This window comes from Phycicoccus sp. HDW14 (assembly GCF_011383005.1).
Lineage (GTDB): Bacteria > Actinomycetota > Actinomycetes > Actinomycetales > Dermatophilaceae > Phycicoccus.
Map to the genome: position 1 here is coordinate 3,075,978 of NZ_CP049935.1, position 21,321 is coordinate 3,097,298.

The 21,321-nt window shown below is 73.7% G+C and carries 18 protein-coding genes, 1 tRNA gene and 1 pseudogene; 6 read left to right on the forward strand and 14 right to left on the reverse strand.

The genetic code is table 11. The features are described from left to right. Nucleotides 1–106: 106 nt before the first annotated feature. Genes G7075_RS15155 through G7075_RS15170 form a run of 4 tightly spaced genes read left to right on the forward strand, consistent with a single transcriptional unit; the run spans nt 107 to nt 5,443 of the window. Nucleotides 107–1,789, forward strand: coding sequence for a S8 family serine peptidase (locus G7075_RS15155; protein WP_166123067.1), 1,683 nt, complete (start codon nt 107–109; stop codon nt 1,787–1,789). Nucleotides 1,790–1,821: 32 nt separating this feature from the next. Next, a complete protein-coding gene (locus tag G7075_RS15160; protein WP_240917651.1) occupies nt 1,822–2,388 on the forward strand; it encodes an RNA polymerase sigma factor in 567 nt (188 codons plus the stop codon). Beyond that, nucleotides 2,385–2,885 carry a hypothetical protein gene (locus G7075_RS15165; RefSeq protein WP_166123071.1) on the forward strand — a complete coding sequence of 167 codons (501 nt, stop codon included), beginning with the start codon at nt 2,385–2,387 and terminating at the stop codon, nt 2,883–2,885. The genes G7075_RS15160 and G7075_RS15165 overlap by 4 nt, the downstream gene beginning before the upstream one ends. 8 nt (nt 2,886–2,893) lie before the next feature. After that, nucleotides 2,894–5,443 (forward strand): CHAT domain-containing protein, encoded by a 2,550-nt coding sequence (locus tag G7075_RS15170; protein ID WP_166123073.1) that lies wholly within the window; start codon nt 2,894–2,896, stop codon nt 5,441–5,443. On the opposite strand, the gene cysE is transcribed toward G7075_RS15170, so the two are convergent. The 5 genes and pseudogenes from cysE to G7075_RS15190 all read right to left on the reverse strand — a co-directional run bounded on the left by cysE (nt 5,436) and on the right by G7075_RS15190 (nt 8,743). Next, a complete protein-coding gene (cysE, locus tag G7075_RS15175) occupies nt 5,436–6,032 on the reverse strand; it encodes a serine O-acetyltransferase (RefSeq protein ID WP_166123075.1) in 597 nt (198 codons plus the stop codon). The genes G7075_RS15170 and cysE overlap by 8 nt on opposite strands. A 2-nt stretch (nt 6,033–6,034) precedes the next feature. Then, entirely contained in the window at nt 6,035–6,964 is a 930-nt protein-coding gene (gene cysK, locus G7075_RS15180) for a cysteine synthase A (protein ID WP_166123077.1), read from the reverse strand. Nucleotides 6,965–7,119: 155 nt separating this feature from the next. Next, the gene (locus G7075_RS23000) at nt 7,120–7,782 is read right to left on the reverse strand and encodes a DUF6596 domain-containing protein (RefSeq protein WP_371814252.1); all 663 of its coding nucleotides are present in this window, start codon (nt 7,780–7,782) and stop codon (nt 7,120–7,122) included. Nucleotides 7,783–7,851: 69 nt separating this feature from the next. Next, nucleotides 7,852–8,310, reverse strand: a pseudogene (locus G7075_RS23005) (sigma factor); the annotation flags it as partial. An 85-nt stretch (nt 8,311–8,395) separates the two neighbouring features. Beyond that, nucleotides 8,396–8,743 carry a YciI family protein gene (locus G7075_RS15190; RefSeq protein WP_166123079.1) on the reverse strand — a complete coding sequence of 116 codons (348 nt, stop codon included), beginning with the start codon at nt 8,741–8,743 and terminating at the stop codon, nt 8,396–8,398. Nucleotides 8,744–9,005: 262 nt separating this feature from the next. Here G7075_RS15190 and G7075_RS23010 point away from each other — a divergent pair, with 262 nt between their 5' ends. Then, nucleotides 9,006–12,749, forward strand: coding sequence for a heterodisulfide reductase-related iron-sulfur binding cluster (locus tag G7075_RS23010; protein ID WP_166124409.1), 3,744 nt, complete (start codon nt 9,006–9,008; stop codon nt 12,747–12,749). A gap of 338 nt (nt 12,750–13,087) precedes the next feature. Here the strand turns inward: G7075_RS23010 and G7075_RS15200 are convergent, their stop codons facing one another. The 6 genes from G7075_RS15200 to dcd form a co-directional block, all read right to left on the reverse strand. Beyond that, a complete protein-coding gene (locus tag G7075_RS15200; protein ID WP_166123081.1) occupies nt 13,088–14,008 on the reverse strand; it encodes an ABC transporter substrate-binding protein in 921 nt (306 codons plus the stop codon). A gap of 130 nt (nt 14,009–14,138) precedes the next feature. Continuing rightward, nucleotides 14,139–14,945: an ABC transporter permease gene (locus tag G7075_RS15205; RefSeq protein ID WP_371814087.1), complete on the reverse strand. Its 807-nt coding sequence runs from the start codon at nt 14,943–14,945 to the stop codon at nt 14,139–14,141. Beyond that, nucleotides 14,915–15,562, reverse strand: a complete 648-nt coding sequence (locus G7075_RS15210; RefSeq protein WP_166123083.1) for an ABC transporter permease — start codon at nt 15,560–15,562, stop codon at nt 14,915–14,917. The genes G7075_RS15205 and G7075_RS15210 overlap by 31 nt, the downstream gene beginning before the upstream one ends. A gap of 1 nt (nt 15,563) precedes the next feature. Further along, entirely contained in the window at nt 15,564–16,703 is a 1,140-nt protein-coding gene (locus G7075_RS15215) for an ABC transporter ATP-binding protein (RefSeq protein WP_166123085.1), read from the reverse strand. A 65-nt stretch (nt 16,704–16,768) separates the two neighbouring features. Beyond that, nucleotides 16,769–17,491, reverse strand: a complete 723-nt coding sequence (locus G7075_RS15220; protein ID WP_166123087.1) for an alpha/beta hydrolase — start codon at nt 17,489–17,491, stop codon at nt 16,769–16,771. A gap of 182 nt (nt 17,492–17,673) precedes the next feature. Further along, nucleotides 17,674–18,249: a dCTP deaminase gene (dcd, locus tag G7075_RS15225; RefSeq protein ID WP_166123090.1), complete on the reverse strand. Its 576-nt coding sequence runs from the start codon at nt 18,247–18,249 to the stop codon at nt 17,674–17,676. A 96-nt stretch (nt 18,250–18,345) separates the two neighbouring features. Here dcd and G7075_RS15230 point away from each other — a divergent pair. Beyond that, nucleotides 18,346–18,419: transfer RNA gene (locus tag G7075_RS15230), tRNA-Gly, on the forward strand. 91 nt (nt 18,420–18,510) lie between these two features. Here the strand turns inward: G7075_RS15230 and G7075_RS15235 are convergent. From G7075_RS15235 to G7075_RS15245, 3 genes are read right to left on the reverse strand one after another with little or no spacing between them, the layout of a single operon-like run. After that, on the reverse strand, nt 18,511–19,614 hold the full coding sequence (locus G7075_RS15235; protein ID WP_166123092.1) for a site-specific integrase: 1,104 nt from the start codon (nt 19,612–19,614) through the stop codon (nt 18,511–18,513). Next, nucleotides 19,614–19,829, reverse strand: coding sequence for an excisionase family DNA-binding protein (locus tag G7075_RS15240; protein ID WP_235504392.1), 216 nt, complete (start codon nt 19,827–19,829; stop codon nt 19,614–19,616). The genes G7075_RS15235 and G7075_RS15240 overlap by 1 nt, the downstream gene beginning before the upstream one ends. A gap of 5 nt (nt 19,830–19,834) precedes the next feature. Next, a complete protein-coding gene (locus G7075_RS15245; RefSeq protein ID WP_166123094.1) occupies nt 19,835–21,289 on the reverse strand; it encodes a replication initiator in 1,455 nt (484 codons plus the stop codon). Nucleotides 21,290–21,321: the final 32 nt, after the last annotated feature.

A 21,321-nucleotide genomic window follows, 5' to 3' on the forward strand; every position in this document is an offset into this window, starting at 1 on the left:
CGGACGTCGAGGTATCACCACCCCACCGCGTGACTCCTGAGGGCTATGGACAGCCTCACTACTCTGGACGAGAGGCCGCCACGGCCGACCCTGCCGAGGAGCTGCGATGCCTGAGCCGACCCCCCCTCCGTTCGGTCCCCGCGGACTGCGGCCCGAGATCCTGCGTGCCCGCGAGGAGGAGGTCGAGCGCCGCCGGCGCCATCCCGACCCGCCCGTGCGCGACACGGTCCCCCACGGCCCCATCCCCAGCTACTCGGTCCCGGACACCGCGATCCGCCGCTTCGGCGCGCGCGTCCTCGACCCGACGACCGCCGTGACCCGGGGCGACGAACCCCCGCCCCAGGCGACCGTCTACATCCCCGACCTCGTCCTCGTCCCCGGCAAGCCCGAGTCCGGCCTGGCCGACGCGCTCGGGCCGATCAACGCCGCTCTCGAGAAGGCGCAGCTGCGGGTGCGCGCCGAGGTCGACGAGCGCATCCCGCCGCCGTCGCAGATGAGCGACGAGCGCCTCGCCGCTGCCCTCGAGCGGTACGCGAGCGACCTCGGGAGCGCATCGCACACGGCGGTCCGCCTCACCTCCACCGACTCCGGCCCGCACGCCCCGATCGACGCGTGGACGGTCCTGCAGACCCTGCGGGGCCAGGGGATCGGCACCGACGGGACGTACGGCCTGGTCCACGTCCTCCAGCCCTCGGGCTGGGTCACCGGGGTCGGCGAGACCCACGGCGTCGGCGAGACCCACGGGGTCGGCGAGACCCACGGCGTGGGCGAGACCCACGGCGTCGGTGCGGTGCTCAGCCTCACCGGCCGGATGCCTGTCGTCTGGGCCGCCGACGACCCCGCCGGCGGGACGTACGACGGACCCGTCGTCGCCGTCCTCGACACCGGCCTCGGCGACCACCCGTGGTTCCGCGCCGGCGTCCTGTCCGGCAACCTCTACGACACCCCGATGGGGTTGCAGCACAGCGCTGCCGAGGACCCCGAGGTCTACGGCATGACCCTCGACCTCATCAACGGGGTGATGGACCCGCTCGCCGGGCACGGCACCTTCATCGCCGGGCTGATCCGCCAGCGGTGCCCCAGCGCACGCATCCTCCCGGTCCCCGTCATGTACGGCGACGGTGCAGCCGACGAGCGCGACCTCATCCGCGCCCTCGAGCTGCTCCTCGTGCGCCAGCGGCTGCTGCTCGACGACGACGTCCCCGAGGACCTGCGCCCCGAGGGCGACCCCGTCGACGTCCTCAACCTCTCCCTCGGCTACTACCACGAGCAGCCCGGCGCGGTGGAGCGTGAGGGGGCGCTGTTCTCGGTGCTCGCGGCCCTGGCCGACACCGGCGTCTGCATCGTCGCGGGCGCCGGCAACGGGTCCACCGACGTCGAGTTCTGGCCCGCGGCCCTCGCCGGACGCCCGGAGCCCAAGGTCCCGATCACGGCCATCGGCTCGCTGAACCCCGACTCGGTCACGGTGTCGTCGTTCTCCAACACCGGGTCCTGGGTCAGCGCGTACCGCTCGGGCGCCGCCGTCGTCAGCACGATGCCCGTCACCTTCAACGCCGCCGAACGCGGTGCGGTCTTCCGCGAGGGCAGCCGCTACCCCGCCCGCGGCACCATCGACCTCGACGACTACTCGGGCGGCTTCGGCATCTGGAGCGGCACGTCGTTCTCGGCGCCGGCGTTCGCCGGCGAGCTGGCCCGCGCCCTCGCGACCAAGGGCGCCACCGCCGCCGACCGGGTCGAGCGCGCCCGCGACGCCGTCGGGGCCGCGCTGAAGCAGAGGTTGGCGAGATGACCGTGACCGGCTCAGGGACCGATGGTCTGGCCGTGCGCGCCGCGGAGGCCTTCGCCGGTTACCGCGCGGGTGACCCGGCGCGGATGTCCGACCTCGTCGACGAGGTGACACCGCTGCTGTGGCACATCGCGCGCCAGCAGGGCCTCAGCCAGCCCGCCGCCGAGGACGTCGTCCAGACCGCGTGGATGCGTCTCGTCGAGCACCAGGCCCGCGTCATCGACGAGCTCGGTGTGCTCAAGTGGCTCATCACGACGACCAAGCGCGAGGCGTGGCGGGTCGCGCGCACCAGCCGCCGCGAGGACGTGGTCGACGAGGTCGACCGGGTCACCGAGGCGCCGCGCACCGACCCGACCCCGAGTCCCGAGCAGGCCCTGCTCGCCGACGAGGAGCGCGGCCTGGTGTGGCGCCACTTCGAGGCGCTGCCCGAGCGGTGCCGCACCCTGCTGCGGGCCATCGCCTTCACCGACAAGCCCGACTACGCGTCGGTCGCAGAAGCCCTCGGGATGCCCATCGGGAGCATCGGCCCGACCCGAGGGCGGTGCCTGGCCAAGCTCCGGGTGCTGCTCGACTCAGATCCAGCCTGGAGGGGAACAGCATGAACGCGTTCGACGACCGTGAGGACCACCTTGCCCGGGGTGGCATCGATGCGATCGACGAGGCCGTCCTGGCCGACCTGCGCGCCGCGCTCGAGGCCATCGACCCCGTCCCGCCCACGCTCACCGACGACGTGAAGTTCCGGCTCACCGTCGCCGCGCTCGAGGCCGACGTCGCCGAGATCGTCGCCACCTCCTCGGAGCTCGCCGGCGTCCGGGGCACCTCGTACGACCGGGCCACGTCCGTCACCTTCACCAGCGGCGCACTGAGCGCGATGGTGACCATCGACGAGGAGGGCACCCGCCCGGCCTCGATCAGCGGCTGGACCAGCGAGGGCGGCGTCGAGGTCGAGCTGCGCGAGCGCTCGCGGACCCGCACGACGACGAGTGACTCCCACGGCCGGTTCTCCTTCACCGACGTCCAGCGCGGGCTCGTGCACTTCGTCTTCCGACACGGATCGGCCGGCGTCGCGCCGGTCATCACCCCCGCCATCGAGATCTGAGGAGCCATTTGCCGGGCACGGCGGTTGCGCAGGAGCTGTCGAGGGCCGTCCGGGCGGCGGTGCGCCGCAACGGTGTCGGCGACTTCGACGGCGCTGCCCACCTGCTCGTCGAGGCACTCGAGGTCGCCGACACGATGCCGGAGTCGGACCGCGCCTTCTGGCGTGCGCGCCTGCTCGTCACCCTGTCCTACGCGACCTTCGAGACGCGCGGGGAGGCCGCGGCCACGGTGCAGCTCGACGAGGCCCGGCGGCTCGCTGAGCAGATCGGGTCACGGCGCCTCGAGGCCCTGACCCACGTCCAGGAGGCGAACCTGCGGGCCCGGGGGACCGCCTGGCAGGCCGCGCTGCGGGCCGCCACCGCCGCGAGCGGCTTCACCGACGTCCTCGAGCCCGAGGAGCTCTACGCCCTGCACCTCAACCGCGGCTTCGCGCACCTGGGCGTGCTCCAGCTGGACGAGTGTGAGCGCGACCTCGACGCCGCCCTCGCCATCGCCGACCGGGAGGGCGTCGAGGAGCTGCGCTACAAGGCGATCCACAACCGGGGATGCCTCGCCTACGTGCGCGGCGACCTGCCGCGGGCCCTCACCATCATGCGCGAGGCCGACGAGCTGCCGGTGGGGGTGGCGCGCGACCGCAACCGCCTCGACCAGGCCCAGGTCCTCATCGACGCCGGGCTGGTCGACCGGGCGCGCAGCGTGCTCGAGGACGCACTGGCCGGCTCCGCCCGTGCGCACCACCTCGTCCAGTCCGGGGCGATCCGGCTCGACCTCGCGCGCTGCGCCGTGCTCCTCGACGACACGGCCGGGGCGCGGGAGCACGCCGAGGCGGCCCTGCGCACCTTCGAGGACCTCGGCGCCCGCGACCGCAGCCGCCGGGCCCGCCTCGTCCTCGCCCAGGTCACCCTGCTCGGTGACGACGACGCGCTCGACGACGTCGACGCGCTGCTCGGTGACTGGGGATCCGCCCCGACCGCGGACCTCGATGCGGCCACCGCCACCCGCCTGCGTGCCGAGGTGGCGTTGCGGCGCGGGCACACCCGCGACTGCCTCGACCTCCTGCGCGAGCTCGGCCCCGGCGCGCGGTCGGTCGAGGCCCGGCTGCACGAGGACTACCTGCACGCCGCGGCGGCCGCCGCCCTCGAGGACCACCGCTCCTCGCGCGCCCGGTGCCGCAGTGCGAGCACGCGGTTGGCCCGCCAGCAGGGTCGCAGCCAGAGCCTCGAGGTGCGCGCCGCGATGGCCGTGCACGCCCGACGCCTGGCGGCGTTCGACGTCGACCAGGCGCTGCGGTCCGGGCGGCCCAGCACCGTGTTCGCGAGCATCGAGCGCTGGCGCGCGGCCTCGCAGCGCATCCCCCCGGTCCTCCCCTCCGGCGACGCCCGCACCGACGAGCTGATGACCGAGCTGCGGGCCGCCCAGCAGGCTCGGGGGTCCGTCGCCCGCGCGAGCCGCTCGGCGCTCGACGCCCGGATCGCCGACCTGACCCGTCGGGTGGAACGGCGGGAGTGGGAGCGACGCACGGACGCCGACGCGGGAGGTGCCGCGACACCGGTGAGCACGGCCCGGGCGATGGCGCTCGCCGGAGCGCACCGCACGGTGGTCAGCCTCTTCGCGGCCGGTGACGACCTGCACGCCGTCGTGCTGGGCAGCCGCCTCACCCAGCACCGGGTCGGACCGCTCGCCCCCGTCCTCGACGCGGCCGCCGTGCTCGTGCGCGACCTGCGGGCCCGCGCGGTGTCGCGCCGGGTACCGGCCCTGGCCGTCGCCCTCGAGGCCGCCGTGGTCGACGCGGCCCGACGCCTCGACGACCTCCTGCTCGGTCCGGGGAGCGGTCTCGCGGGCCTGCTCGCGCCTCAGGTCGTCGTCGTGCCCCTGCGCGCGCTGGCGTCCGTGCCGTGGAACGTCCTGCCGTCGCTGCGGGGTCGGGAGGTGGTCGTGGCCCGCTCGGTCACCCGGTGGGTGCGCTCCACCGAGGCGTCGCCGGAGCCGCCCACGCTCGCCGTCGCGGTGGGCCCCGGTCTCTCCCACGCGCTGGAGGAGGGCCGCCGCATCCGCGAGGTCTGGGGCACCGGGGAGGGTGGCGGGCTGTCGAGCGCCGCGGACGCCGTGCACGCCCTCGCGTCGGCGACCCTCGTCCACCTCGCGGCCCACGGCGTGCACTCGACGGCGAACCCGATGTTCTCCACGCTGCGGATGGCCGACGGCCCGCTCTTCCTCCACGAGCTGCCGAGCCCCCTCCGGGCCGAGCACGTGGTCCTGTCCGCCTGCGACGTCGGGCAGGCGCACGTGCGCCACGGCGAGGAGGCGCTGGGGATGTCCGCCGGCCTCCTGTCCCTCGGCGCGCACAGCGTCCTCGCGTCGGTCGCCCCCGTCGACGACGAGGAGACCGGCACCGCGATGGTGGGCTACCACCGGCACCTGTCCACGGGGGCCTCCGCGGCGGCCGCGCTGGCCGCCACCATCGCCGAGCACCCGGTGGCGAGCTCGTTCGCCGTCTACGGGGCGGACTGGTCCGCGGGGTCGGTGAGGTCCGTGCGCCCGGCCGGCCCGGTCAGATGAAGAGGGCGGGCTCCGCGAAGAGCGCGTCGTAGGGGTCCTGCTCGGACGTCGCCGGGAAGCGGACGACCGCCGGGATGCCCGTCGCGACCGCGCCGGACGGGACGGGCTTGACGACGACCGAGTTCGCGCCGATCTGCACGTCGTCACCGACCTCGATGTCGCCGAGGATGCGGGCGCCGGTGCCGACGGTGACGCGGTCGCCCAGGGTCGGGTGCCGCTTCGTGCCGCGCTCGAGCGAGCGGCCGCCCAGGGTGACCCCGTGGTAGAGCATCACGTCGTCACCGACCACCGCGGTGGCGCCGATGACGACGCCCATCCCGTGGTCGATGAAGAACCGCCGCCCGATGCGGGCACCGGGGTGGATCTCCACCCCGGTGACCGCCCGGGTGAACGTGGACAGCAGGCGGGCGGCCGGACGCCACTGGGGACCCTTGTCCCACAGGCGGTGTGCGAGCCGGTAGGACCAGATCGCGTGCAGCCCGGGCGAGTTGAACGCCACGTCGGCACGGCTCTCGGCGGCCGGGTCGCGGCGCATCGCGGCGTCGAGGTCCTCACGGACCGTGGCGCGCGCCTGCTGGAGGAGGGACATGGTCAGTCGACGAGGCCCTCGAAGAGGATCGTCGAGAGGTAGCGCTCGCCGAAGCTCGGGATGATGACGACGATCGTCTTGCCGGCGTTCTCGGGCCGCGAGGCGACCTGGTTCGCGGCGGCCAGCGCGGCACCGGACGAGATCCCGACGAGCAGGCCCTCCTCGGTGGCGGCCCGGCGGGCCCACTCGACGGAGGTCTGGGCGTTGACGTCGATGACCTCGTCGTAGATCTCGGTGTTGAGGATCTCCGGCACGAAGTTGGCGCCGATGCCCTGGATCTTGTGCGGGCCGGGGGCACCGCCGTTGAGGATCGGGGACTCCTCGGGCTCGACCGCGACGATCTGCACGCCGGGCTTGCGCGACTTGAGGACCTCGCCGACCCCGGTGATGGTGCCACCGGTGCCGATGCCCGCGACGACGATGTCGACCCCGCCGTCGGTGTCCTTCCAGATCTCCTCGGCCGTCGTGCGGCGGTGGACCTCGGGGTTCGCGGCGTTGGCGAACTGACGGGCGAGGACGGCGCCCTCGCGCTCGGCGACGATCTCGTCGGCCTTGGTGACGGCCCCCTTCATGCCCTCGGAGCCGGGGGTGAGGACCAGCTCGGCGCCGTACGCGCGGAGCAGCGCGCGGCGCTCCTTCGACATGGTCTCGGGCATGGCGAGGACGATCTTGTAGCCGCGCGCCGCGCCGACCATCGCCAGCGCGATACCGGTGTTGCCCGAGGTGGCCTCGACGACGGTGCCGCCGGGCTTGAGCTGGCCGGACGCCTCCGCGGCGTCGATGATCGCGACGCCGATGCGGTCCTTGACCGAGCTCGCCGGGTTGTAGAACTCGAGCTTGGCGGCCACGGTGGCCTCGCCCTCGATGATCCGGTTGAGCCGCACGAGCGGGGTGTTGCCGACCGCCTGGGTCACGTCGTCGAGGATGGGCATCGCGTCGCCTTTCGGTCGAGGGGCGCCGCGACCCCTACCGGGCGACGGCGCGCTGCATCGGTCCTGCTGTCGGGGCCAACCCCCGACACGTTATGTGTATTCCAACAGATGGTTATCCGTGCGCACAACGACGTCTCCCGTTCGGGCGGGCGGCGTCAGCGGTCGAGCAGGTCCCGCTGCACGGCGTTGAGCGGGAGCCGGCGCGCCTCGTCGTCGGCGGCGGCCGCCTCCTCGGGTCGGTCGAGCCGGCGCAGCAGCGCGGCCCGGCTCGCGTGCCAGAGCGGGTAGTCGCCCAGCCCCTCGATCGCGTCGACGAGCGCGAGCCCGGCCTGCGGCCCACGCGCCTCGGCGACGGCGACGGCGTGGTTGAGGCGCACCACCGGACCGTCGTCGACCCGCAGCAGCACCTCGTACCAGGACTCGATGGCCGTCCAGTCGGTGTCCGCCCACGATGGCGCGAGCGCGTGGCAGGCGGCGATGGCGGCCTGCACGACGTAGGGGTCGGGATGGGCCGGCGACAGGCGCAGCCCCTCCCCGACGAGCGGCACCGCCTCGGCGATCGCGGCGCGGTCCCACCGCGAGCGGTCCTGGTCGGCGAGGAGGACCGCGGCCCCGTCGGCGTCGGTGCGGGCGGCCCGCCGCGAGTCCTGGAGGAGGATCAGCGCGAGCAGCCCGGTCGCCCCCGGGTCGCCCGGGCGCAGCCGGCGCAGCAGCCGGGCCAGGCGCAGGGCCTCGGCCACGAGCGCGGGGCGGGTCAGCTCGGGGCCGGCCGTCGCGGCGTACCCCTCGTTGAACATCAGGTAGGTCGTCGCGAGCACGGTGTCCCACCGCTCGGGCAGGTCGTCCTCCGACGGGACGCGGTAGGGGATGCCGGCCAGCCGGATCTTCTGGCGCGCACGGGTGAGGCGCTTGGCCATCGCCGGTTCGGAGACGAGCAGGGCGCGGGCGACCTCCTCGGTGCCCAGCCCGCAGAGGGTGCGCAGGGCCAGCGCCACCCGGGTCCCCGGGCCGAGGCTCGGGTGGCAGCAGGTGAACACGAGACGGAGCAGGTCGTCCTCGACCACCTCGGGCCCGGGGTCCGCCTCGGCGAGCACGACGTCGACGGCCGGGCCGGTCGCGAGCAGCTCCTTGGGGCCGCGGGCGGCCTCGCGGCGGATCTGGTCGACGGCGCAGCGTCGGGCGGTCGTGCGCAGCCACGCCACCGGGGTGTCGGGGATGCCGTCGCGCGGCCAGGTCAGCAGCGCGCGCACGCTCGCGTCCTGCACGGCGTCCTCGGCGAGCGCGAGGTTGCCCGTCCAGCGGGCGAGGGTGGCGAGGACGTCCCGGCCGGCGACCCGCACGATCTCCGCGAGCGCCTCCTGCGCGTCGGTCGGCCGGGCGCCGGCCCGGGCGTCCTCGGGGCGGGCGGACCCGCCCCCGGGGCGACCGCGCTCACATCGGGAACTCGATGACGGGGCGCACCTCGACGGCCCCGTCCCACGCGCCGGGGATGGTCGCCGCGACCTTGACGGCCTCGTCGAGGTCGGCGCACTCGAGCAGGTAGAAGCCGGTGAGGGCCTCCTTGGTCTCGGCGTAGGGGCCGTCGGTGGTCAGCGGCGTGCCGCCCTTGGCCTCGACCCGCACGGTGGTCGCGGTTGAGGTCGGGTAGAGGGCCGCGCCCCCGCGGATGACGGCGCCGGCCGCCTCGGCGAACGCGCCGTACTCCGCGGTCTCGGCGGCGTACTCGGGGAGGGTCCAGTCGACATCGCGGCTGTAGATCATGGCGGCGTACTGGGTCATGGTGGCTCCTGGGTCTCGGGTGAGTGGGCCGCACCGGTGTCCGGCCTCACCCTAGAGACGAACGGCCGGTGCGCAGAAGGACACCACCACCCCACGGACTGCTCCGGGACCCCGGCCGTCGCCGGTCCGGGGCCCTGTTGACGGTCGTCACAGACCGGTGAGCGCTCGCTTACCGGGCAGTAGGCTGCACCGCATGCCTGCTGCCCTCGCACCCGCCCTGGCCAGCGACGTCCTCCCGTCGTTCGACGACCGCTTCGGCGGCGTGACCGCCCTCCAGGTGGTCGCCGTCGTGCTCTGCCTCGTCGTCCCGACCATCGGGTGGGCGCTGCTCTTCCGGCAGGTCGGCCGGTTCGTCACGCTCTACCGGTTCGGGCAGCCGGACGGCTCGCGCACCGACGCCCCGGTGGCGCGCACCTGGACCCTGGCCAAGGAGTTCCTCGGGCACACCCGGATGTCGCGGCTCAAGGTCGTCGCGGCGGCGCACTGGTTCACCGCGCTCGCGTTCATCATCCTCTTCACGACGCTGGTCAACGCCTTCTTCCAGCTCGTCCAGCCCGACTACCGGCTGCCGCTCATCGGGCACTTCGCCCCGTTCGAGTGGGTCGTCGAGATCTTCGCGTGGGGCGGGCTCGTCGGCATCGTCGTGCTCATGGCGATCCGCCAGAAGCAGCACCCGCGGCGGGCCGCAGGGGAGGGCGGGCGGTACTCGCGCTTCTTCGGGTCGACCTTCTGGCAGGCCTACTACGTCGAGCTGACCATCCTCTTCGTGACGATCTGCATCGTCCTGCTCCGCGGCCTCGAGGCGGCGATGGTGCAGCGCTTCGAGCCCGACGTCTCGCTCGTCGCGCACTTCCCGCTGACCGGCTGGATGGCCGGCTGGTGGGCGGGCACGTCGCCGGCCGGGCTCGCCGCGTGGGTGCAGGTCGTCGCCACGGTCAAGATCATGATCTCCTTCGCCTGGATGATCACCATCGCCCTCCAGCCGACGATGGGCGTCGCCTGGCACCGGTTCCTCGCCTTCCCGAACATCTGGTTCAAGCGCGAGTCCTCCGGTCGCACGGCCCTCGGTGCCGCGAAGCCGATGACGGTGGGCGGCAAGCCGTTCGACCTGGAGGCCATGGAGGAGATGGAGGAGGGCGACGTCCTCGGGGTGGGCAAGGTCGAGGACTTCACGTGGAAGGGCCTGCTCGACTTCTCGACCTGCACCGAGTGCGGCCGTTGCCAGTCGCAGTGCCCGGCGTGGAACACCGAGAAGCCGTTGTCCCCCAAGCTCTTGATGATGACGCTGCGCGACCACGCGGACGCCAAGGCACCGTACCTGCGGGCGCTCTCGGAGGCCGACGGCGACGCGGAGAAGGCGATGGCCTCGGTCACGGCGGCCGCGCAGACGGTGCCGACCGACGGCATCGAGCCAGCGGGTTCGGTCGACGTCGTCGACTGGACCTCGATGGCCCTCGTCGGCGCCACCGGGTACGACGCCGCCGCGCCGCTGTCGGCCTACAACCCGCACGGCCCCGACGCGGTCATCGACCAGGACGTCCTGTGGTCGTGCACCACCTGCGGCGCGTGCGTCGAGCAGTGCCCCGTCGACATCGAGCACGTCGACCACATCATCGACATGCGCCGGTACGCGACCCTCATCGAGTCGGCCTTCCCGAACGAGCTCGGCGGGCTCTTCAAGAACCTCGAGGGCAAGGGCAACCCCTGGGGGATGGGCGCCCGCGCGCGCCTCGACTGGGCCAAGGACCTCCCGTTCGACGTCAAGGTGCTCGGGCAGGACGTCTCGGAGGCGTCCGAGGTCGACTGGCTGTTCTGGGTCGGCTGCGCCGGCGCCTACGAGGACCGGGCGAAGAAGACGTCGCGCGCGGTCGCCGAGCTGCTCGACACCGCCGGGGTGTCGTTCGCGGTGCTCGGTGACGGCGAGACGTGCACCGGCGACTCCGCACGCCGGGCGGGCAACGAGCTGCTCTTCCAGACCCTCGCCGCGCAGAACGTGTCGACGTTCGGGGAGTTCGGCGTCACGAAGGTCGTCGTCACCTGCGCCCACTGCTTCAACACCATCAAGAACGAGTACCCGCAGCTCGGCGGCAACTACGAGGTCGTCCACCACACCCAGCTGCTCAACCGGCTGGTGCGCGAGAAGCGGCTGACGCCGGTCGCGCGTCCGGACGAGGCGCCGGGGATGTCGTCGGCGAAGAACGTCGCGTCGACGGCGGCGACGGTCACGTACCACGACCCCTGCTACCTCGGCCGGCACAACGGCGTCTACACCCCGCCGCGCGAGCTCATCGGCGCGCTGCCCGGGGTCGAGCTGCGCGAGATGCCCCGCTCGGGCGAGAAGTCGTTCTGCTGCGGCGCCGGCGGTGCGCGCATGTGGATGGAGGAGAAGCTCGGCACGCGGATCAACACCAACCGCACCGACGAGGCGCTGGCCACCGGCGCCGAGCGGATCGCCATCGGCTGCCCCTTCTGCCGCGTGATGATCTCCGACGGACTGACGGCCAAGCAGGCCGAGGGCGTCGGCGAGGAGGTCGAGGTCGTCGACGTCGCGCAGATGCTCCTCGCGGCAGTGCGTCGGGGTCAGGAGCCGGTCGAGGCCGAGGCGGCTGCGCCGGTCGCGGCCGAGGCGGCTGCGCCGGTTGAGGACGAGGCTGCTGCGCCGGTCGAGGCGGCGGCGCCCGCCGCCGCTGCGGCCGCGACCACGGAGACGGAGGAGGCCCCGGCCGAGACCGCGCCGGCCGCCGAGGAGGAGGCTCCGGAGCCGTCCGACGAGGACGACCCCTGGGACGAGCCCGCCGGAACGATCGCCCCCGCTGCCGACAAGGAGGCGCCGGCCACGCCGGAACCCGCCGACGAGGACGACCCCTGGGACGAGCCGTCGAGCGCGAGCCCGGTCTCGGACACCGGCAAGGCCGCGCCGCCGGCCGAGGCCGCGCCAGCCACCGCGCCCGAGTCCGAGAAAGCCGCCTTGGCCGACGGCACCGAGCCGGACCCCTGGGACGAGCCGGCCGCCACGGCCGATCCCGCCCCGGGACGCTCGCAGGGCGCGCCGTCGGAGGAGAAGGCCGTCGCCGACGCCGCCGCCTCCACCGACGACGTCGACCCCTGGGACGAGCCCGCCGGCACCGTCGAGGAGTCCTCGACCACCTCGGCATCCGACGCCCCGGTCGAGACCTCCGAGCCCGAGCCCGCCACGGAGCCGGAGCCGGCCGCCGAGGCCTCGACTGCCGCGGCCGCAGAAGACGACGTCGACCCCTGGGACGAGCCCGCGGACTCCGCCCCGGCGACCTCGGCGGAGCCAGAGAAGACGGAGCCGCAGGTCGAGCCAAACCCGACGACCGAGGCCACATCCGCTCCGGCGGCAGACGACGACGTCGACCCGTGGGACGAGCCCGCCGACACCGTCGAGGCGTCGTCGCAGACCTCGGCTCCTGCCACCGAGCCCGAGGCGGAGGCGGAGGCGGCCGAGCAGCCCGCACCCGACGCCGAGGTGCCGGCACCAGAGCCCGAGGCGAAGACCGCGGAGCCCGAACCGGATTCGAAGGCGAAGACCGCCGACCCCGAGCCGGAGCCGGAGGCAACGGACGCCGAGCCGGAGCCCGAGCGCGCCGACGCGCCGGCAGCCGAGACCGAGACCGGGTCGACGGACGCCGGGTCGTTCAGCGGCGACGCCTCGCTCCTCGACGAGCCCGACCCCTGGGACGAGCCGGCCGACACCATCGAGGCTGCGTCGCCATCAGCATCCGACATCCAGCCCGACGCGGAGGCTCAGCCGTCCACGGAGCCGGAGCCGGAGGCGAAGACCGCCGAGCCGGAACCCGAGCCGGCCGAGTCGTCCGAGCCGGTCGCTGACGAGGAGCCGGCGCCCGAGCCGGTCGCTGACGAGAAGCCGGAGCCCGAACCGGCCAAGGACAAGCCCGAGCAGACCACGACGCCGGCAGCGAAGCCATCCGGTGAGTTCGGTGGCGACGCCAGCCTGCTCGACGAGCCCGACCCCTGGGACTGACCTCCGAGCACTGATTGCCCAGAACCCACCTCGCAGGCCCCTCCAGGGGCTTCCCGAGGTGGGTTCTGGGCAATCAGTCGGCAGTGCAGGCCACGATCGGGGTCGCGGGCTGGCGTCCCGCAGCGCCTGACGGACCCGCGCCCACCCCTGGCACTGCCCGGCAGCCCTGGCAGCGCTGGCAGCCCTGGCAGCCAAGTCTGTTCGATGGGAGGATCGTCCGCCTCCTGACGGGGATAAGCCTCCCATCGAGCTGCCTCCGACCGACGACCTCGCCGACACGCACGACGCCCCGGCCCCCACGCAGGGGACCGGGGCGTCGCGGCGTCGAGCCGGGAGCGTCAGCCCAGGCCGTTGGCCTTGAGGAACTCCTCGGCGACGGCCTTGGGGTCCTTCTTGTCGATGTCGGTCTGCTTGAGCATCTGCGTCACGGCATCGGTGGTCAGCTTCGCGGACACCGCGTTGAGGGCGTCCTTGACCTGGTCGGCCTTGTCGGCCCGCACGAGCGGCACGATGTTCTGCGACCCGAACACCTTCTTGGTGTCCTCGAGCACGACGAGGTCGTTCGCCGCGATGCCGGGGTCGGTGGAGAAGACGTTCGCGACGTCGGCCTGCCCGTTGACGAGGGCCTGGAGGACGGCCTGGCCCGTGAGCGGACGGAAGGTCCCGAACGTCACGCCGTAGACCTTCTCGAGGCCGACGACACCCTGCGGGCGCTGCTTGAACTCGGGCTGGGCGGCGAGGGTCATGTCGCCGGAGACCGCCTTGAGGTCCTCGATGGTCTTGAGGTTCTTGGACTCGGCGGTCTTCTTGGTGACGGCGAGGGAGTCGACGTCCTCGGCCGCAGACTTGTCGAGCACCGTGAGGGTCTTCGGGATGACCGACTTGGCCTTGTCGTAGACCTCGGTGGCGTCGGTGCCGGAGTACGACTTGTCGTAGAAGACGGCGAGCGCGCCGGTGTACTCGGGGAAGACCTGGACGGAGTTGTCCTCGAGGGCCCGCAGGTAGATCTCTCGGGCGCCGATGTTGGTCTTCGTCGTGGCGTCGATGCCCTTGGCGCGCAGGGCGCCGGCGTAGACCTCGGCGAGGAGGGTGGACTCGGAGAAGTCGGCGCCGCCGACGACGATCGAGCCGGAGGAGGCACCCGAGGACCCGCCGGAGGGGGCGTCGGAGGCGAGCGGGTCGCTGCCGCCGCCACCGCAGGCCGACAGCCCGAGGGCGGCGACGACGGCGACGGTGCTGAGGACGGTTCTGCGCTTCATCGGGTCGATCCCTTTCGTGGTGGCCGGGCCGGTGCGGCGGGGCCGGGTGCAGATCGGTGGAGCAACGGTCGGAGGAGCGGGGACGGGGACGCCGACGGACGGCGCCCGGTGGTGCGGGCGGGCGGGCCGGTCAGGACGAGCCGCCCGGGATCCCACCCTGACCAACAGGCAGGCGGGCGTTTGCTTCCACTGCGGCGGCATCGTCATCGTTTCGTGACCCACCGACAGGACGCCGGGTCCGCGCCAGGCCGGGCGAGACGAGGCGTCGCTGGAGCAGCGCGAGCAGCCCCTCGAGCAGCACCGCGAGCACGGCCACGAGCAGCGCCCCGGCGGCGGCCTGCGGGTAGTCGCCGAACGCGATGCCGTCGACGAGCAGCCGGCCGAGGCCGCCCAGCCCGATGAGCGCGGCGATGGTCGCGGTGGCCACGACCTGCAGTGATGCGGTGCGCACGCCCGACATCACGAGCGGCAGGGCACACGGCAGCTCGACCTGGCGCAGTACCTGCCAGCCGGTCATCCCGACGCCGCGGGCCGCGTCGCGCGCCGCCGGGTCGACGGCCTCGACGCCGGCGTAGGTGCCGGCGAGCAGCGGGGGGACGGCCAGCAGCACGAGGACGACGGTGCTGGGCAGGAGGAAGGCGAGGTTGCCGCGCAGCGCGGGCCCGAGCCACAGGGCGAACGCGAAGAGCAGGCCGAGGGTCGGGACCGCACGGGCCGCGTTGGTCGCGGTGACGAGCCAGCGCATCCGACCGGTGTGGCCGATCCACAGCCCCAGGGGCAGCGCGATGGCGAGGGCGATGACCATCGCGAGGACGCTGTACCAGAGGTGCTCGAGCAGCCGGGTGAGGATGCCGTCCGGCCCGGACCAGTGGGCGGGGTCGAGGAGCCAGGAGAAGAGGGAGCCGATCACGAGCGCGCTCCCGCCGCTCGACGCCACGGCGTGAGGGTCCGCGCCAGGGTCTGGATGACGAGGTCGAGCAGGAGCGCGAGGACCATCGTCGCGACGATGCCCGTGAGCAGCTCGCCCCAGATGATCCGCCGGTAGCCGTCGACGAGCAGGTTCCCCAGCTGCGAGACCCCGACGACCGAGGCGATGGACACGATCGACACGTTGGAGACGGCGGCCACCCGCAGCCCGGCCGCGATGACGGGGACGGCGAGCGGCAGCTCGACCCCGAACAGCCGGCGCAGCCCGCGGTAGCCCATCGCCGTCGCGGCCTGCTCGACGTGGTCGGGCACCGAGAGCAGGCCGTCGGCGACCGTGCGGGCGAGGAGGGCGACCGTGTAGATGGTCATCGCGACGACGACGTTGACCGGGTCGAGGATCTTCGTGCCGAGGACCAGCGGCATGATGACGAAGAGCGCCAGCGACGGGATCGTGTAGAGCAGACCGGTGGTGGTGACGACCGCCGGGTAAGAGCCGCGCCAGCGCTTGGCGGCCCAGCCGAGCGGCAGCGACAGCACCAGGCCGACGACCAGCGGCACCCCGGCCAGGTACAGGTGGGACAGGCTGAGGTCGAGGACCGTGCGCCAGTTGTCGGCGAGCCAGTCCACGTCAGGCCTCGTCCGCCGCCACCGCGACCGCGCCCCCGTGCACCGGGTCGTCCTCGTCGCGCTCGGGTCGGTCGGTGTCCTCGATGGCGCTGAGCACCTCGTGGGCCAGCACGGTGCCGACGAGCGAGCCGCTGTCGTCGACGACGACCCCGCGCCGCGACGGCGAGGAGAGCGCGGCGTCGAGGGCGCCGCGCAGGGTGCCCCCGGCCCGGGCCACGGTGCCGCCGCGGTGCAGGTCGGAGTCCTCGACCGCCCGGCCGCCGATGCGCGCCGGCTCGACCCATCCGAGCGGGTGCCGGTCGTCGTCGACGACGAGCAGCCAGGCCGCACTCCCCTCGGGTCGCTCGCCGAGCACGACGGTGCGCTCGGACCGCAGCGGCAGCCGGGGCGTCGCCTGGAACTGGAGGGCGCGGTAGCCCCGGTCGCGCCCGACGAAGTCGGCGACGAAGTCGTCGGCCGGGTGCGCGAGCAGGTACGACGGCTCGGCCACCTGGGCCAGCGTGCCGCCGACGCGGAGCACCGCGACCTGGTCGCCGAGCTTGATGGCCTCGTCGATGTCGTGGGTGACGAAGACGATGGTCTTGCCGAGCTCGTCCTGGAGCCGGAGGAACTCGTCCTGCAGCTGGTCGCGGACGATGGGGTCGACCGCCGAGAACGGCTCGTCCATGAGCATCACGGGCGGGTCGGCGGCCAGGGCCCGGGCCACGCCCACCCGCTGCTGCTGCCCACCCGAGAGCTGCGCCGGGTAGCGGTCGCCGAGGTGCAGCTCGAGGCCGACGCGCTCGAGCAGCTCGCGCGAGCGCTCGGCCGTCCGCTTCCGGTCCCAGCCGAGCAGCCGGGGCACGGTGCCGATGTTGTCGAGGACCGTGCGGTGCGGGAACAGGCCGGCGTGCTGGATGACGTAGCCGATGCCCCGTCGCAGCTCGGCCTGGGGCATCCGGCCGGTGTCCTGGCCGTCGAGCGAGATCGACCCGCGGGTCGGCTCGATCATCCGGTTGACCATCCGCAGGCTCGTCGTCTTGCCGCAGCCCGAGGGCCCGACGAGGACGGTGATCTTGCCGGTGGGTGCCGTGAGGCTGAGGTCGTCGACCGCGACGGTGCCGTCGGGGTACTGCTTGGTGACGCCGTCGAAGCGGATCATCCGACGACCCTAACGAAGATGCGCGCGGACGCGACGGGTTGCCGTCCGTCCTTTAACGACCTGGCCTACCGCCCCAGGAGGGCGCCGGTGACGAAGTCGGTGACCGTGCGGTGCCAGTAGGAGGCGTGGCGCAGCATCGCGTGCTTCTCGCCGGGCACCCGCAGGTGGGTGACGTCGGCGCCGGACTCCTCCCAGCGGCGGGCGATGACGGCGGTGCGCCGCGGGTCGGTCATCCGGTCGCCGCTGCCGTGCATGAGGAGGACCGGCACGTCGGAGCGCGGCTGGCGGGCGTCGTCCTCGACCCACGGGGCCAGCGCCGCGACCGCCGCGACGTCGGGCTCGGCGGCGAGCTGGAGGGCCACCCGGCCGCCCATCGAGTGCCCGACGAGGGCCACCGGGACGCCGGGCAGGACGCGGCGGATGCGCTCGAGGGCCCAGCGCGCGTCGTGCACGGGGTCCTGCTCGAGGCCGTTCCAGCCGCGGACGCGGTACTTCAGGCGCAGGACGGCGAGGCGGCCGTCGGCGGCGTGCTGGAGGGCGGTGGCGAAGGGGAGCATCCGGACGACGGCCAGGCGCCGCCAGCGGACCGGTTCGTGGCTGCGCTCGGCACCGCCGTGGAGGACGAGGACGACACCGACGGGGGCCTCGGGCACGTGACCGCGCAGCTCGGCGCCGCCGCCGCCCTCGGGGGAGAGCAGCGCCGTGGCGAGGTCCGTGGTGGGCGTGTGCCCCGGGGCGGGGTGGGACTCGAGCGCCGGTTCGGGCGTGCTGGTGGGGCGGTCGGGCATCGCGTCCTCCGGGTCGGGCAGGCCGGTCGGTGTCCGGGGCGGACCGAACCCTGCACCCCGATGGGTACCGCGTGCACGGAGCCACGACGGGGACGGCCCGCACTCCGGGCGTGTCGTGCCAGGGTCGGGTGTCGTGGCGGGGTTCGGTGCCTGGGGTGTGGGTGGATGCCCTGGGGTCCGGCTCAGACGTCGGCGCGGTGGAAGTTCTGGAAGCTGCGGCTGGCGGTGGGGCCGCGCTGGCCCTGGTAGTGCGAGCCGTAGCCCTCGGAGCCGTAGGGGCTCTCGGCCGGGCTGCTCAGGCGGAAGAACGCGAGCTGGCCGATCTTCATCCCGGGCCAGAGCATGATCGGCAGGGTCGCGACGTTGGAGAGCTCGAGCGTGACGTGGCCGGTGAAGCCGGGGTCGACGAAGCCGGCCGTCGCGTGGGTCAGCAGGCCGAGGCGCCCGAGGCTGGACTTGCCCTCGACCCGGGCGGCGAGGTCGTCGGGGAGGCTGACGGTCTCGAGCGTGGAGCCGAGGACGAACTCGCCCGGATGGAGGACGAACCCCTCGTGCGGCTCGACCTCGACGAGCCGGGTGAGGTCGGCCTGGTCCTGGGCCGGGTCGATCACCTGGTACTTGTGGTTGTCGAAGAGCCGGAAGAACTTGTCGAGGCGCACGTCGACGCTGCTGGGCTGGATCATGTCGGGGTCCCACGGGTCGAGGACGACCCGTCCGGCCTCGACCTCGGCGCGGATGTCGCGGTCGGAGAGGAGCACGCGGTCAGGCTACCGGTGGGCCGCCGGGGGCGGTGCGGGGGCGCGGTGCGGTTCGGCTAGACTTCCGGGCGCCGGGGAGGTCGCTCGACCCGGAATGCCGATGTAGCTCAATGGTAGAGCGCCAGCTTCCCAAGCTGGACACGCGGGTTCGATTCCCGTCATCGGCTCCACCGCATCACCGCAGGTCAGGCCAGATGAAGCCGACCGGCCCCCTCTCCCGGATGGCACAGCCAGTGCGTCGCGTGCCCAACGCGTGCCCAATCACCGCCCGCCACCCCGGCTGAACACTTGGTCCAGGGTCGCCGCGATCCGGGCATCACGCTCGGCCGTCGCGTGCTGGTAGATGAGCGCCGCACGCATGCTTGCGTGGCCCATCCGGTGCATCAGCTCGCGGGTGCTGGCCCCCGACGCAGCGGCGAAGTGGTTGCCCGTGTGGCGCAGGTCATGCAGATGCACCCGCGGGTCAAGGTCGGCCGCCGAGCGGGCCGCGGACCACACCGGGGTCCAGTTCGACCGGTGCAGGGTGTTGCCTCGCTGGCCCACGAACAGCCGGCCCTCGGGCCCGTCCTCTGCGAACGCGGCGAGGTGCTGCTCGATGTCCTCACGTAGCCCGAGCGGGAGCGCGATGGTCCGCAGGCCCGCTCGCGACTTCGGGCCCTTGACCACGAGCCGGCCGCCGACTTCGGAGACCGAGCGCCGCACCGTGAGGGTCATCAGGTCCAGGTCGAGGTCGCCCCGCTGCAGGCCCATCAGCTCACCCCACCGGAGCGAGCCGTACACCGCCAGCAGCACCACGAGTCGGTAGCGGGGCTCGATCACCTCGGCCAGCCGCGCGACCTCGGCCGGGGTGAGGATGGGCCGCTCGGAAGCGACCTCGCTCCCCGCGCCCCGGATGCGGCACGGGTTCCGCAGGATCACCTCGTCATCGACCGCCGTCGCCATGATCGAGCGCAGCAGCCGGTACGCCTTCGCGATGGTCGAGGCCCCGACACCCGCGTCCTGACGACCCTGCCGCCAGCGCCGCACCAGGGCGGGCGAGAGGTACCGCAGCTGGACCTCGCCCAGGTACGGCGCGAGGTGCAGCCGCAGCAGTGTCCCGTACAGCTCACGCGTCCGGCCCGTGATCGTCGCCCGCTCCGCCACCCACCGAGCGGCGTACGTCCCGAACGTCACCCCGGCCAGCGACGGATCCACCCACCGACCGGTCGCCATGTCCGCCGCCACGATCGCGTACGCCGCCTCGGCCTCCGCCTTGGTCCGGTGCGTCTGCTCCAACGTCCGGCGCAGGCCGTCCAGACCCGTGTACCGGACCTGCCAACGCCCGGACGGCAGCCGGCGGATCGACCCGCGCACCCGCTTGCCCATCACGCACTCCGCCCGCGCGACGGCAGCGGCTCCACCGTCACCGCCGCCAGGTACTCCGGCACCGCCGACACCGGGAACCGCAGGTGCTTCCCCACCCGCAGGAACCGGATGCGCCGCGCCGCCACCAGCTGACGGACGAACCCGTCCGCCGTTCCCAGCACCTCCGCCACCTCGTGCACCGTCAGAAGCCGCTGCATCTCCGTCGTCTCTTCCATCGCCCTCACCTCGTGCTCGTCGTTCCTCCGCTGTGGTGTGTCCCCGTGTGGTGACCGTCCCTGCGCTCCGCTCGCCACTGGTCGTACTCGCGGGCTCGGGCCGCGGCCGCCAACGCGAGTGCTTCCTCCGCGGCATCACGCCAGCCGGTGCCCAGGTACGTCCACGAGCCGACGACGACGGTGCTCTCCTCGTCGTCGTCGGCCAGGAGGCGGCGCTCGAGGTCGCGGGTGTCGATCGGTTCCCCGGTCCGGCGGGACTCGGCGGCCATCGCCTGCCACCGGGCGCGGGCACGGCGCAGCGCTCCGAGGGTCACGGAGTAGCGGCGTGACTTCGTGCCGAAGTGGCCGCGGAAGCCGAGCATGTGCACCCACCGGCCCATCCGCTGGTAGTCGTGGTCCTCGTGGTGGTGCCGGGCGGCGCGGTCGGCCAGGGCCGCGCATGCGGCACGGAAGGCGGCGATGTGCGGGCGCTGCTGGCCTTCGCCGTGCAGGCCGGAGACGTCCTTGGTGGCGTACTTCGCGAGGTAGCCGGCCACCTGACCGGGCGTCAGAGCGGCGGTCGGGTCATCGACGCGGTGGCCGGCCGTGACCACCCGGACGTCGAGCTGCGCGCCCCAGGCCAGGACGCGCGGAGTGTCTTGGTCGTCGACCGCTTCGGCCAAGACGGTGACGCCTGGCGCGGTGTCGCGGACCAGGGCAGCCAGGGCCGGGCCGTCGAGGGCGTCCGGGGATGGTGCGCCGATCCCGGCGTCGGCGGGTCCGTCGAGGCGGATCAGGGCGTGGAAGTGGACCAGGCCGCGGCCTTGGTACTCGGCGACCTTGGCGTACTGGATCGAGGCGTGCTCGCCCAGGCCGGACTCCGTCACCCCCAGATGGGCGGCGACAGCTCGGCGCAGGGCGATGGTGGTGCGCCGCCACAGCTCCGGGGCGTGCCACTGCCAGAGGACCGCCGACGCGGTGTCGTGGCAGTCCGGGCACAAGGGGGCACCCGAGCGCTCGTCCCCGGGCTCGTGGATAGCGGTGCACCACAGGGGCCGTCCGTGCACGCAGCGGGTGCGGTCGTCCCGACGTCGCGGCCGACAGGGCCTCCCGCCGCGGTGCCCGTGCACCAGCCCGAACGAGGGCGCGGTGAACGTCGCGAACAGCAACGGGTTGCCCGCCACCTGCTCCGGGACCGTCTTGCCGCCAGCGACCCCCGCACTGATGAGCGCGAAGGTGTCCCGGGCGTAGGTCCGCGAGCACGCCGGGCAGACGTGGGCGCGCCGGTTCCCGCACGGCCGGAACAGCACCCCCAACGGGGCGTCGGTCGAGCGGAACGTCGAGAGCACCTCGCCGGTCCGGGCGTCGATGGTCGTCGAGGACCCCGCGAGACGGACCGGGCGGGCGCAGTTGTGCACCGCAGCCAGCGTGTCGGCGAAGGCGTCCATCGACCCGTCCGCGAACCGGCCCAGCAGTCCCACGCCGGTCGCGCCGTGCAGCGCGGGGACGTCGA

Coding starts and splice junctions, on each gene's coding strand:
- G7075_RS15220 (WP_166123087.1), bottom strand. CDS start 17,491: ATGCCCGACCGCCCCACCAGCACGCCCGAACCGGCGCTCGAGTCCCAC.
- cysE (WP_166123075.1), bottom strand. CDS start 6,032: ATGTCCCTCCTCCAGCAGGCGCGCGCCACGGTCCGTGAGGACCTCGAC.
- G7075_RS15165 (WP_166123071.1), top strand. CDS start 2,385: ATGAACGCGTTCGACGACCGTGAGGACCACCTTGCCCGGGGTGGCATC.
- G7075_RS15200 (WP_166123081.1), bottom strand. CDS start 14,008: ATGAAGCGCAGAACCGTCCTCAGCACCGTCGCCGTCGTCGCCGCCCTC.
- G7075_RS15235 (WP_166123092.1), bottom strand. CDS start 19,614: ATGGGCAAGCGGGTGCGCGGGTCGATCCGCCGGCTGCCGTCCGGGCGT.
- G7075_RS15155 (WP_166123067.1), top strand. CDS start 107: ATGCCTGAGCCGACCCCCCCTCCGTTCGGTCCCCGCGGACTGCGGCCC.
- G7075_RS15240 (WP_235504392.1), bottom strand. CDS start 19,829: ATGGAAGAGACGACGGAGATGCAGCGGCTTCTGACGGTGCACGAGGTG.
- cysK (WP_166123077.1), bottom strand. CDS start 6,964: ATGCCCATCCTCGACGACGTGACCCAGGCGGTCGGCAACACCCCGCTC.
- G7075_RS15215 (WP_166123085.1), bottom strand. CDS start 16,703: ATGATCCGCTTCGACGGCGTCACCAAGCAGTACCCCGACGGCACCGTC.
- G7075_RS15190 (WP_166123079.1), bottom strand. CDS start 8,743: ATGACCCAGTACGCCGCCATGATCTACAGCCGCGATGTCGACTGGACC.